12 protein-coding genes and 1 tRNA gene are annotated in these 12,498 nt (G+C 71.7%); 12 read left to right on the top strand and 1 reads right to left on the bottom strand.

Going from position 1 to position 12,498, the window contains the following annotated elements; translation table 11 throughout:
- Nucleotides 1-35: 35 nt before the first annotated feature.
- The 11 genes from BCL76_RS29530 (at nucleotide 36) to BCL76_RS29480 (ending at nucleotide 10,785) form a co-directional block, all read left to right on the top strand.
- Entirely contained in the window at nucleotides 36-800 is a 765-nt protein-coding gene (locus BCL76_RS29530) for a GntR family transcriptional regulator (RefSeq protein ID WP_030771334.1), read from the top strand.
- A 148-nt stretch (nucleotides 801-948) separates the two neighbouring features.
- On the top strand, nucleotides 949-2,076 hold the full coding sequence (locus BCL76_RS29525) for a TIGR03364 family FAD-dependent oxidoreductase (protein WP_109782419.1): 1,128 nt from the start codon (nucleotides 949-951) through the stop codon (nucleotides 2,074-2,076).
- Nucleotides 2,077-2,081: 5 nt separating this feature from the next.
- On the top strand, nucleotides 2,082-2,828 hold the full coding sequence (locus BCL76_RS29520) for a phosphonatase-like hydrolase (protein WP_109782418.1): 747 nt from the start codon (nucleotides 2,082-2,084) through the stop codon (nucleotides 2,826-2,828).
- Entirely contained in the window at nucleotides 2,825-3,874 is a 1,050-nt protein-coding gene (locus BCL76_RS29515) for an ABC transporter ATP-binding protein (RefSeq protein WP_109782417.1), read from the top strand. The genes BCL76_RS29520 and BCL76_RS29515 overlap by 4 nt, the downstream gene beginning before the upstream one ends.
- 169 nt (nucleotides 3,875-4,043) lie before the next feature.
- Nucleotides 4,044-4,883 (top strand): 2-aminoethylphosphonate ABC transporter permease subunit, encoded by an 840-nt coding sequence (locus tag BCL76_RS29510; protein ID WP_258309976.1) that lies wholly within the window; start codon nucleotides 4,044-4,046, stop codon nucleotides 4,881-4,883.
- On the top strand, nucleotides 4,870-5,667 hold the full coding sequence (locus tag BCL76_RS29505) for an ABC transporter permease (protein WP_109782416.1): 798 nt from the start codon (nucleotides 4,870-4,872) through the stop codon (nucleotides 5,665-5,667). Before BCL76_RS29510 ends, BCL76_RS29505 begins: the two co-directional genes overlap by 14 nt.
- Nucleotides 5,668-5,727: 60 nt before the next feature.
- Nucleotides 5,728-6,804 (top strand): 2-aminoethylphosphonate ABC transporter substrate-binding protein, encoded by a 1,077-nt coding sequence (locus BCL76_RS29500; RefSeq protein WP_109782415.1) that lies wholly within the window; start codon nucleotides 5,728-5,730, stop codon nucleotides 6,802-6,804.
- A 166-nt stretch (nucleotides 6,805-6,970) separates the two neighbouring features.
- Nucleotides 6,971-8,482 carry an alkaline phosphatase family protein gene (locus BCL76_RS29495; RefSeq protein WP_258309963.1) on the top strand — a complete coding sequence of 504 codons (1,512 nt, stop codon included), beginning with the start codon at nucleotides 6,971-6,973 and terminating at the stop codon, nucleotides 8,480-8,482.
- A 113-nt stretch (nucleotides 8,483-8,595) separates the two neighbouring features.
- Nucleotides 8,596-9,375, top strand: coding sequence for an HAD-IIA family hydrolase (locus BCL76_RS29490; protein ID WP_109782414.1), 780 nt, complete (start codon nucleotides 8,596-8,598; stop codon nucleotides 9,373-9,375).
- Between the two features lie 129 nt (nucleotides 9,376-9,504).
- Nucleotides 9,505-10,101, top strand: a complete 597-nt coding sequence (locus BCL76_RS29485) for a hypothetical protein (protein WP_258309962.1) — start codon at nucleotides 9,505-9,507, stop codon at nucleotides 10,099-10,101.
- A 15-nt stretch (nucleotides 10,102-10,116) separates the two neighbouring features.
- Entirely contained in the window at nucleotides 10,117-10,785 is a 669-nt protein-coding gene (locus BCL76_RS29480; RefSeq protein ID WP_109782413.1) for a class F sortase, read from the top strand.
- Nucleotides 10,786-10,839: 54 nt separating this feature from the next.
- Here BCL76_RS29480 and BCL76_RS29475 read toward each other — a convergent pair.
- Nucleotides 10,840-10,913: transfer RNA gene (locus BCL76_RS29475), tRNA-Lys, on the bottom strand.
- 231 nt (nucleotides 10,914-11,144) lie between these two features.
- Here BCL76_RS29475 and BCL76_RS29470 point away from each other — a divergent pair.
- The gene (locus BCL76_RS29470; protein ID WP_109782412.1) at nucleotides 11,145-12,488 is read left to right on the top strand and encodes a peptidoglycan-binding protein; all 1,344 of its coding nucleotides are present in this window, start codon (nucleotides 11,145-11,147) and stop codon (nucleotides 12,486-12,488) included.
- The last annotated feature ends 10 nt before the right edge of the window (nucleotides 12,489-12,498 follow it).

Raw genomic sequence — 12,498 nt, 5'->3', positions numbered from 1 at the left:
CGCGCGCCGCCGGCCGCCCCGCATAGAGTCCCACCGTGGAAGAACAGACCCAGCGGCACCGCCCCGGCTCACCCGTGCGTTCCGGCATTCCCGAGCACGGTCGCATCCCCAAGTACTACGCCGTCAAGGCCCGGATCGCCGAGCTCCTCGACGTGCTCGGCGAGGGCGGCACGCTGCCCACCGAGCGCGATCTCGCCGAGCGGTACGAGGTGTCCCGCGAGACCGTCCGGCAGGCCCTTCGTGAGCTGCTGCTGGAAGGTAGGCTGCGCCGCTCCGGCCGCGGGACCGTCGTCGCCGGGCCCAAGCTGGAGCAGCCGCTCTCCCTCGCCAGCTACACCGAGGGCGTACGCCGCCAGGGCCGCCGTCCGGGCCGTCACCTCATCGGGCTGGAGCAGTTCCCCTGCCCGCCCGACCTCGCTCCCGGCATCGGGGCCGAGCCCGGCGAGCCCGTCTGGCACCTGGAGCGGGTCCTGCTCGCCGACGACGAGCGCGTCGGCCTGGAGAGCACATACATCCGGGTGGCCCGGGCTCCCCGCCTGAACAGCGATTTCCAGCCGGACTCCTCCTTCTACGGATACCTCCGCGACAGCCTCGGCATCTCCTTCGGCGAGGCCGACGAGAAGCTGGAGACGGTCCTGGCGACCCCCCGCGAGGCCCTGCTGATCGGCACCCCGCCCGCCCTCCCGATGCTGCTGATCCACCGCTTCTCGCGGGACCAGGACGGCCGCCCGCTGGAACGGGTGCGTTCGCTCTATCGTGGGGACCGGTTCAGCTTCACGACCCGCCTGCACGCCGAATAGCCCAGGAGGAATCATCCGATACAGGGAAAATCAGGACGCACTCACATCACAAAAAGATAACGGGTCTAGTCCAAGTGTCGAGGGTTGTTCACCGGGCCGTCGCCGGACGGACCCCCTCGGGCCACGGACCCGACCCACCGTTGGCGGCGTGAAAGTCATAGTCGTCGGAGGCGGCGTGGTCGGCACCATGCACGCCTGGCAAGCAGTCGAACGCGGCCACGAGGTCGTCCAGATCGAGCGAGAAGCGGAGGCCCGCGGCGCGTCCCTGCGTAATTTCGGCCAGATCTGGGTCAGCGGCCGGGCCGGGGGAGAAGAGCTCGACACCGCCCTGCGGGCCCGCGAGCTCTGGGAGCGCATCGGCGCCGAGGTGCCCGGCCTGGGCTTCCGCGCCAACGGCTCCCTCACCCCCGTCCGCACCCCCCGCGAACTCGCGGTCGCCGAGGCGGCCCTGGCCCGCCCCGACGCCGCCGCCCGCGGCTACAAGCTGCTCACCGCCGCCGAGGCCCGGGAGGTCAATCCGGCCCTGCGCGGCGCGTTCGAGGCCGCGCTGTGGTGCGAGCGGGACGCGGCCGTCGAGCCGCGCACCGCGCAGCTCCACCTCCGCGAGGCCCTGCGCACCCGCGCCGCCGGCCGCTACACCTTCCTCGCCGGCCGCGAGGTCCGCGAGGTCGTCGGGCCCGGCGCCGTCCGCGACGACCACGGCGACGTCCACCGCGGCGACGCGGTCGTCCTCGCCACGGGTGCCTGGCTGTCCGGCCTGGTCCGCGAACTGGTCCCCGACCTGCCCGTACGCCGCGTCCGCCTCCAGATGATGCAGACCGACCCGCTCGGCGAACCGCTGACCACCTCGGTCGCGGACGCCGACAGCTTCCGCTACTACCCGGCCTACAGGTCCCCCGAGCTCGACATCCTCAACGCCGAGCAGGAGCAGGTGCCGATCGCCGCCGAGCACAAGATGCAACTGCTGATGGTCCAGCGCCGCGACGGCGGACTGACCATCGGCGACACCCACGAGTACGAGCACCCCTTCGCCTTCGACACCCTCGAAGACCCCTACGAGCACGTCACCGCCGTGGTCGAGTCCTTCCTCGGCCGCCCGCTGCCGAGGATCCGGCACCGCTGGGCGGGCGTGTACGCGCAGTGCACCGACACCACCCGCGTCGTCCACCGCCAACAGGTGGCCGACGGCGTCTGGTTGGTGACCGGACCCGGCGGGCGCGGCATGACCTGCTCGCCCGCCATAGCCGAGACCACCGCGAACGAACTGGGCTGGTAAGTCAGATGAGCAACAGCGACACGAACACCGACACGAACACCGACACGCACGACGACATCACCGCCGCCGGCCGCCGCCGACTGGTCGTCCTCGACATGGCCGGCACCACCGTCGCCGACGGCGGCCTCGTCGAGCGCGCCTTCGAGCAGGCCGCCGAGCGCCTGGGCGTCGAGCCCGGCACCCCCGACCACGCCGAGAAGCTCCGGTACGTCCTCGACACCATGGGCGAGTCCAAGATCTCGGTCTTCCGTCACCTCTTCGGTACGGAGGAACTCGCCCACCGCGCCAACTCCGCCTTCGAAGAGGCCTACGGTGCCCTCGTCGACGGCGGCCTCGTCACCCCGCTCCCCGGCGCCCGCGCCGCGATCGAGCGGCTGCGCGCCGACGGCCGCACCGTCGTCCTGACCACCGGTTTCGCCCGGGTCACCCAGGACGCCATCCTCGACGCCCTCGGCTGGCAGGACCTCGCCGACCTCACCCTGTGCCCCGCCGACGCGGGCGGCCGCGGCCGCCCGTACCCGGACATGGTGCTGACCGCGTTCCTGCGCACCGGCGCCGTCGCCGACGTGAGCGACGTCGTGGTCGCGGGCGACACCGCCTACGACATGCTCAGCGGCCGCCGCGCCGGCGCCGGGATCGTGGCGGGCGTCCTCACCGGCGCCCACGACCGCGCGGCGCTCACCCGGCACGGCGCGAGCCATGTCCTGGCCTCCGTCGCCGAACTCCCCGCCCTCCTCGGGGAGTCGCCGTGAGCGGTATCCGCTTCGACGCGGTCAGCGTCGCCTACGGCGGCAACACCGTCCTGGACTCCCTCGACCTGACCGTCGAACCGGGCGAGGTGATGGCCCTGCTCGGCCCCTCCGGTTCGGGCAAGACCACGGCCCTGCGCGCCGTCGCCGGTTTCGTGCGGCCCGTCGCCGGTCGGGTGCTGATCGGCGGCCGGGACGTCACCGCGCTCCCGCCGCACAAGCGCGGCATCGGCATGGTCGTCCAGCAGTACGCGCTCTTCCCGCACATGCGGGTCGCGGACAACGTCGCCTTCGGCCTCAAGGCCCAGAAGGCTCCGAAGGCCGAGATCCCGGGGCGCGTCGCCGAGGCGCTGGAGATGACCGGCATGGCGGCGTACGCCGAGCGCTACCCCCGCGAGCTCTCCGGCGGCCAGCAGCAGCGCGTGGCCATCGCCCGCGCCCTCGCCATCCGCCCCGGGGTGCTCCTGCTCGACGAGCCGCTGTCCGCCCTGGACGCGCAGCTGCGCTCCGGAATGCTCGCCGAACTGGCCCGCCTGCACCGCGAACTGCCCGACGTATCGATTCTGTACGTCACCCACGACCAGGTGGAGGCGCTCACCCTGGCCGACCGGATCGCCGTCATGGACAAGGCCCGGCTGCAGGACTGCGGGACCCCGCAGGAGCTGTACCGGGCCCCGCGCACCGAGTTCACCGCCTCGTTCGTCGGCAACGCGAACCTGCTGCCGGTGACGGTGGCCGATCGCGGCGCGGTCTTCGAGGGCCGGGCGCTGACGCTCGACCGCGGGCGGGCGGAGCCGGGCGCCACGGCCACGCTGTGCGTACGGCCGCACCTGCTCGGGCTCGGCGCCGGCCCCAACGCGCTGAGCGGCACCCTGGCCGAGGTCCAGTGGCGCGGCTCGACGCACCGGCTGTACGTGGACGTCGCCGGGCACCGGGTGAAGGCGGACCTCCCCGAGCTGCGGGAGACGCCCGCGCTGGGGGACCGGGTCACGCTGCACTTCGAGCCGCGGGACGCCGTGCTGCTGGCCGCAGGGGTGACCGGTGCCTGACGTTTCGCGGCGGGCCGCACCCCCACGGGGCTCCGCCCCGGACCCCGCGCCTCAAACGCCGGCGGGGCTGGAAGAGCGGGGCTCCGCCCCGGGCCCCGCGCCTCAAGCGCCGGCGGGGCTGGAAGAGCGGGGCTCCGCCCCGGGCCCCGCGCCTCGAACGCCGGCGGGGCTGGATGGTGGGCCGGCGAGGCTGACGTTTGCGGGGGTGTGGGTGGTGCCGCCTGTCGTCGTGCTCGGGCTCGTGTTCCTGTATCCGCTCGGGCTGGTCGTCCAGCAGTCGTTCAGCCCCGAGAACGGCGGCGGCGCCTTCGACGCCTACGCCTCCGTCTTCGCCTCGCAGAGCTTCCGCGAGGCCCTCGGGACCACCGTCTGGCTGGCCGTCGCCGCGACCGCCGGTTGCCTCGTGCTCGGCTTCGTGCTCGCGCTGATCATCGCCTTCGTGCCCTTCCCCGGGGCCCGCGCCGTCGCCAAGTTCATCGACGTCTTCCTCTCCTTCCCCTCCTTCCTCATCACCCTCGCCCTCCTCTTCGTCTACGGAACGGTCGGCATGGCCAACGGCCTCGTCACCGACCTCACCGGAGCCGCCGAGGGGCCCTTCCACTTCCTGACCACCCCCTGGGGCGTCCTGCTCGCGGAGATCACGTACTTCACGCCCTTCGTGATGCGTCCGCTGCTCGCCGCCTTCTCCCAGCTGGACACCGCCCAGCTGGAGGTCGCCGCCGGCCTCGGTGCCCGGCCCGCCCGGATCGTCCGGCAGGTGATCCTGCCCGAGGCCCTCCCGGCCCTCGCCGCCGGCGGCAGCCTCGTCCTCGTCATGTGCCTGAACGAGTTCGGGATCGTCCTGTTCACCGGCGCCAAGGACGTCACGACGCTCCCGATGCTCATCTACGGCAAGGCCATCCTCGAATCCGACTACTCGGCCGCCTGCGTGGTCGCCGTCGTCAACATCGCGATATCCGTCGGCCTGTTCGGCCTCTACCGGACGGTGGGCAAGCGTGCTGGTGCATAGCAAGAGCGGTCGCTGGGCCGCCTGGGGCCTCTTCGGCCTGCTCTTCCTGCCGCTGTTCGCCCTGCCGCTGCTCGTCGTGGTCGCGGCCTCCTTCGCCACCCACTGGTCCGGGGCCTTCCCCTCCGGACCGACCACCGAGAACTACGCGGCCGCCGTGCGCGGCGAATCCCTCCAGGCCCTGACCACCAGCCTGATCACGGCCCTCGCGGCCGGCCTCCTCGCGCTCACCGTCGGGACCTGGGCGGCGCTGGCCGCGGCCGGCCTGCGCAAGCGCGGGAAGCGGCTGCTGGACGCGTTGTTCGTGCTGCCCGTCGCCGTGCCGTCCGTGGTCGTCGGCCTCGCCGTGCTCGTCGCCTTCAGCCGGCCGCCGGTCCTGCTCAACGGCACCAGCTCGATCGTCATCCTGGCGCACACGATCCTTGTCACGGCGTTCGCCTACCAGTCGGTCTCGGCGGCGATCGTACGACTCGACCCCGCGTACGAGCAGGCGGCCGCCTCCCTGGGCGCCCGCCCCGGGTACGTGCTGTGGCGGGTCAAACTCCCCCTCCTGCTGCCGTCCCTCACGGCCGCGGCCGGCCTCTGCTTCGCCCTGTCCATGGGCGAGTTGAGCGCCACGATGATGCTCTACCCGCCGGACTGGATGCCCCTGCCCGTCCGCGTCTTCACCGCCACCGACCGCGGTTCGCTCTACAGCGGCTCCGCCGTCGCCGTGGTCCTGATGGCCACCACCCTCCTGGTCCTCCTGGCCGTCTCCCGCGTCCGCACCAAGGCCTCCTACCGCTGAACCTCGTAGGGGCCCCGCACCTCCACCTCCGCCGACTCCCTTTCCCCGTAAGGAAGTTCCATGACCGGCAAGAGACTCCTCCGCATCGCCACCGTCGTCACCGGCGGCCTCGCCCTCGCCTCCTCCCTCACCGCCTGCGGCGGCGGTTCCTCCGCCGCCGACTCGAAGGGCGGCGAGAAGATCGTCACCGTCTACAGCGCCGACGGCCTCAAGAGCGAGAAGGGCGACGGCTGGTACGACAAGGTCTTCGCCGACTTCACGAAGAAGACCGGCATCGAGGTCAAGTACGTCGAGGGCGGTTCCGGCGAGATGGTGCAGCGCGCCGTCCGCGAGAAGACCAACACCCAGGCCGACGTGCTGATCACCCTGCCGCCCTTCATCCAGCAGGCCGACGGCAAGGGCCTGCTCCAGTCCTACCGACCGCAAGGCTCCGACAAGGTCAACGGCGCGGACAAGGCCCCCGACGGCAAGTGGACCTCGGTCGTCAACAACTACTTCGGCTTCGTCTACAACAAGAAGGAGCTCACCGAGGCCCCCAAGACCTGGGAGGAGCTGCTGGACGCCAAGTACAAGGGCAAGCTGCAGTACTCCACCCCGGGTGTCGCGGGTGACGGCACCGCTGTGCTCATCAAGGCGATGCACGACTTCGGCGGCAACGAACCGGCGATGGAGTTCCTGAAGAAGCTCCAGGCCAACAATGTCGGCCCGTCCTCCTCCACCAGCAAGCTGGCGCCCAAGACCGACAAGGGCGAGCTGCTCGTCGCCAACGGTGACGTCCAGATGAACTTCGCGCAGTCCAAGTCGATGCCGAACCTGGGCATCTGGTTCCCGGCCAAGGAAGGCGGCAAGCCCACCAGCTTCGCCCTGCCCTACGCCGCCGGCCTGGTCGACAAGGCCCCGCACACCGAGAACGGCCGGAAGCTGCTCGACTTCCTGCTCAGTGAGGAGGCCCAGCAGCAGGTCAGCGGGGTCGGCGGCGGCTTCCCGGCGCGCACCGACGTCAAGCCGACCGACGCCAACGCCGTCGCACTCACCCAGCTCATGACGGGCGTGGAGATCTTCGAGCCGAACTGGGGCGACATCGACAAGAACCTCACCGGTTACGTCGACGCGTGGAAGTCGGCAACCGGAAGCTGACCGGTTACTTCCTGGCCATCCCCGACCGGCAGAGTGACTGTTGCATAACGGGTCTGGACCGAAGCCCGCACCTTCGGTCCGGACCCGGCACACCGGAACGCCGCACACCGCCATACCGGAACGCCCCCCGCTCCTTTCGCCGCTCACTTGCTCCCAGGAGGAGTACGTGTCCCCTGCCCTGCCCGGACGTCGTGCCATCGCCGCGACCGCCGTCACCTCCGCCCTGATCGCCGCCGCCCTGGCCACCCCCGCCGTCGCGGCGGCCAACACCGACAAGGTCCTCGTCATCGGTGTCGACGGCGCGGTCCTCGACCGCGTCAAGGTCGCCGACGCACCCCACCTGAACGGCCTGATGGCCCAGGGTCTGACCGCCCGCAGCACCCTCTATGCCGGCCCGATGGCCGCCACCTCCTCCGGCCCCGGCTGGTCCACCATCGCCACCGGGGTCTGGCCCGACAAGCACGGGGTGAAGGACAACTCCTTCGTCGGCAAGAACTACGCCGCCCACCCCGACTTCCTGACCCGCATCGAGAACGCCAAGCCGGCGCTCAACACCTACGCGGCCGCGGACTGGGAGCCCATCACCTCCACCGACCAGAACGGGCCGATCTTCTCCTCGAAGGTCGACAAGCGCCTCTCCCTCAAGGGCGACCGCGACGGTTACCGCACCGAGGACCCGAAGATCGCGGCGGCCGCCGCCGCCGAGCTGCAGGGCCAGAACCCGGACGCCGCCTTCGTCTACCTCGGCGAGATCGACGCGGCCGGCCACTCCTACGGGGCGGCCTCCCAGCAGTACCTCGATACCGTCGCCCGCGTCGACATCCTGGTCGGTCAGCTCCTCACCGCCGTCAAGAACCGCCCGACATACGCCCAGGAGAACTGGAAGATCCTGGTCACCACCGACCACGGCCACACCGACTCCGGCGGCCACGGCGGCTCGACCATCCAGGAGCGCGGCACCTTCGTCATCGCCAAGGGCGCGGGCATCCCGGCCGGTTCCGTGCGCTCCGACGTCCGGCTGGTCGACGTCGCCGCGACCGCGCTCGCCCAGGTCGGTGTCAGCGGCGCCGGCCTCGACGGCGTCCCGTTGAACGCCCCGGACGACGACCCGTTCGACACCCTGCGCCCGAACCTCCAGGCCCGGGTGGACGAGACGGGCATCCCGGCCGGGGTGAAGGGCTTCACGCACACCCCGCCCGCCGGTTGGGCCGTCGACAACTCCCGGATGGGTACCGGCGGTGTCACCGAGTGGGCCGGCTGGGCGTTCGCGACCGACGAATTCTGGAGCCAGTCGCAGCGCGACCAGTGGCGCGAGCTGAACGTCCGTTCCCGTGACGTCTTCGCCGTCGCCGACTCCGACGAGTGGGACGACAAGAGCCACACCGGCACCTTCGACTCCACCCTCGTCACCCCCAAGTGGGCGGTCAGCGGCGGCAGCACGCGGAATCTGACCTTCCAGACGCACTACCGGCACGAGGCCGGCCAGACCGCCCAGGTCCTGGTCTCCTACAACGGCGCCACCCCGACCGTGGTGAAGACCTACACCGCCGACGCCGTCGCCAAGGCCGAGTCCCTCGCCCTCCAGGTCCCGGCCGGCGCCACCGACGTCCAGGTCCGCTTCCGCTACAGCGGCACCAACAACTGGTTCTGGACCGTCGACAACGTCCGCCTGAGCTGACCGCTCCCCGCCCTCCGGGTCCGGGCCGTGGACGCCCGGGACGTCCACGGCTCGGCCCCGATAGGGTGGTACAGACCAGAGGTCGCAGGTCACCCAGAGCGGAGAACAGTCCAGTGGCAGAGCGCAAGCCGATCGAATCCTGGCTCACCGACATGGACGGGGTCCTCATCCACGAGGGCACCCCGATCCCCGGAGCCGATGCCTTCATCAAGCGGCTGCGCGATTCCGGCAAGCCCTTCCTGGTGCTGACCAACAACTCGATCTACACCCCCCGCGACCTCCAGGCCCGCCTGAGCCGCATGGGGCTGCAGGTCCCCGTCGAGAACATCTGGACCTCGGCGCTGGCCACCGCGAAGTTCCTCGACGACCAGCGTCCGGGCGGCACCGCCTACGTCATCGGCGAGGCGGGCCTGACCACCGCCCTCCACGACATCGGCTACATCCTGACCGACCACGAGCCCGACTACGTGGTCCTGGGCGAGACCCGGACGTACAGCTTCGAGGCGATGACCAAGGCGGTCCGTCTGATCAACGCGGGCGCGCGGTTCATCTGCACCAACCCCGACGAGACGGGCCCCTCCACCGAGGGCCCGCTCCCGGCCACCGGCGCCGTCGCCGCGCTGATCACCAAGGCGACCGGCAAGAAGCCGTACTTCGCCGGCAAGCCGAACCCGCTGATGATGCGTACCGGCCTGAACGCCATCGGCGCGCACTCGGAGACCAGCGCGATGATCGGCGACCGGATGGACACCGACGTGCTGGCCGGCCTGGAGGCCGGCATGCAGACCTTCCTCGTCCTCACCGGCCTGACCACCGAGCAGGACACCGAGAAGTTCCCGTTCCGCCCGACCAGGACGGTCGCCTCGATCGCGGACCTGGTCGACCTGGTCTGATCCGCCCCCGGGTACGGCGTACGGCCGAACGGGCCTACCGCGTTCGGGGCGTACGGCTGACACGTACGGCGCCGCTCCGGATGCGCGACGGCGCGCCGCGCGTGAATCTCCTTGTCGAGGAGGTTCATCATGCGCAGTGTTCCGATCGCTGTCCGCGCCACCGCGATGGCCGTCACCCTGGCGGCGTTCTCGGTGGTGACCGCGCCGATCGCCCTCGCGGGCGAGGAGGACCGCGGTGACCGCGGCGACCGCGGCAGCGTCACGGTCGACCCGAATCCGGCTCACCCCGGAGCGCAGGTCAAGCTGCGCGTCCAGGGCTGTGACGGCAACCGCGGAGCGGCCAAGTCCGCCGCCTTCGTGTCGGACGTCGACCTCTACGGCCGCGACGGCGGCCGCAGCCCGCTCTACGGCGACGCGATGGTCGGCTCGCACGTCTCGCCCGGCTGGCACTCCGTCCGGGTGATGTGCGACGGCCACGAGAAGTTCAGCGGCTCGATCCAGATCTCCGAGTACCGCCCGTCCCACCACGCCAGTCCCGTCTGGCCGGTGCACGCGGGCGGCGGCGGCATGGCGGCCGAGCTCGCGGCGCAGCCGGTCAAGAAGGCCCACGGCGCCGACGGTCCGGGGCTGCCGCACACGGTGATCGGTGCCGTCCTCGCCGCGGTCGCCACCTTGGCCGTCGCGGGTCGGGCGCTGGCCCTGCGCCGCCGTCGAAGCGGTGAGTGAGGCCGGTGCGGGTCGGTGAGTGAGGACAAGGCCTCCGCGGGCGGCCGGCTGCTGACCTTCGCCGCCTGGGCGGTGCTGGTGCTGGGCCTGTGGCTGTGGGGCCGCCAGCTCACCGTGGCGCCGGCCGCGCCCGCCGGCCAGGCCGGCGGGACGGTGGGTCCGGGGCTGCCGGCCGCACACGCCCCGCTCGCCGCGGCCCCGCCCCAACGCGTCGACGTGCCTTCCATAGGCATCCAGGCCCCGGTGATCTCCCGGGACCTGGACAAGGACGGGGCGCTGGAGCCGCCCCCTTACGAGCAGCCGGGCACGGTGGGCTGGTGGGGTCGGGGCACCCAGCCGGGGGCGGCCGGGACGGCGCTGATGGTGGGGCACGTGGACACCCGCTCCAAGCCCGCGGTCTTCTACGGCCTGAGCTCCGCGCAGCCGGGCGACAAGGTGCGGGTGGTGCGGACGGACGGTTCGGTCGCGGAGTTCACGGTCGAGGACGTACGGGTCTACGAACGCGCGGCCTTCGACGCGCACAAGGCCTACGGCCAGCGGGTACGGGGCCGCGCGGAGCTGAGGCTGGTGACCTGCGGCGGCACCTACGACAAGGCGGCCAAGGAGTACACGGCGAACGTGGTGGTCTCCGCCTACCTGACGGGCGTCGGAGCCCGCCCGGGCGCGCCGGGCACCGCGGCCTGAGTGGAAACGAGGAAGCCCCTCGCAGCTTTCGCTGCGAGGGGCTTCCTCCGTCTGTGCGCCGCCAGGGACTCGAACCCCGGACCCGCTGATTAAGAGTCAGCTGCTCTAACCAACTGAGCTAGCGGCGCTTGCTGACAGGGAAAACTCTACCCCACCCCCAGGGGTGCCCGTGACCAGCCACGCCCGCCTTGTCCGATTAACCCATGTTTGACGGGTTTATCGTGCACCATATGTCTGCGCGTGCCGCATCTGATGCTTTATCAGGTGCGGCTCCGGTCGACCAGTGGACGAGTGGACGTGTGGACGAGCAGGGGAGTGGACGGAACCGCATGAGGATGCAGCCTCCGACGCATGTGCAGATGCCGATGCCCGGTTTCGAGGAGTACGAGCCCGCGGGCGACTGTGCGTGCCGGGGCTGCGCCCAGCGCCGCCGCGCCCTCGCCCGCGCGCGGGCCATACCGCTCCGGGACGGGGGGCACCCGGCCGCACGCGGCGCCCGCCGGGCGCTGGTGCTGGCCACCGCCGCGGGAGTGGTCCTGGGTGGCGGCGGTGCGACCGCGGTCGCCGTGACCGCCCCGCCGCCGGGGCCGGCGGCCCCCCTGGACGACCCGAGCTCCCCGCAGGGCGCCCGGACCCCGCTGCACGGCCCCAAGGGTGGGCCGGTGGGCAAGCCCGGCGCTCCGGCCCAGCCCGGCGCGGTGCGGCGGATCGACCGCGCGACGATCATCAACCGGGCGAAGCTGTGGCTGGACGCGGAGGTCCCCTACAGCATGTCCGAGTACTGGACCGACGGGTACCGGCAGGACTGCTCGGGCTACGTCTCCATGGTCTGGAACCTGGGGTCGAACGAATGGACCGGCAGCCTCGACAAGTTCGCCACCAAGATCACCAAGGATGAGCTGCTGCCGGGGGACATGCTCCTCTTCCACAACCCGGCGGACCCCAACAACGGCTCGCACGTGGTCATCTTCGGCGGCTGGGTCGACTCGACGCGCACGCACTACGTCGCCTACGAGCAGACCCGCCCGAACACGCGGAAGCTGGCCACGCCCTACGGGTACTGGAGCAACGCGACGAAGTACGTCCCGTACCGGTTCAACGGCGTGCCGGGCGGCATCCTCCCGGAAGCCCCGGGCGCCCAGCCGCCCGCGGGCCCCAAGCCGGGGGACGCGACCGTCTTCCCCGGCGCGGACAAGTTCGGCCCCGGCGCCACCAACGATCACGTGGCCCAGCTCGGCCGGATGCTGATCGAGCGCGGCGCGTACCGGTTCTACCCCAAGGGGGTGGCCGACCGGACGTGGAGCGACCACGACAAGCTCGCCACCGCCGCCTTCCAGCGCGCACAGGGCTGGACGGGCGCGGACGCCGACGGCATCCCCGGCACGCACACCTGGAAGCTGCTGGTCGAGAAGCAGGGCAAGAACATCCCGCCGACGGTGGCGGCCGCGCCCGGACCGGGCGGGGTACGGGCCTACCCGGGTGCCGCGGTGTTCCGCCCGGGCCGGTCGCACGAGGCCATCAGGGCTCTGGGCCGGCAGCTGGTGAAGAAGGGCTTCGGCAAGTACTACACATCCGGTCCGGGCCTGCACTGGAGCGAGGCCGACCGCCGCAACGTCGAGGCCTTCCAGCGCGCGCAGGGCTGGACCGGCGCTTCGGCCAACGGCTACCCGGGCCCGGAAACCTGGCGCCGGCTGTTCGCATGACGGAGGTAAC

The sequence above is a fragment of the Streptomyces sp. CG 926 genome (assembly GCF_003148825.1).
In the GTDB taxonomy this organism is placed as follows: Bacteria; Actinomycetota; Actinomycetes; order Streptomycetales; family Streptomycetaceae; genus Streptomyces.
This window is presented reverse-complemented; position numbering and strand designations above follow the sequence as displayed.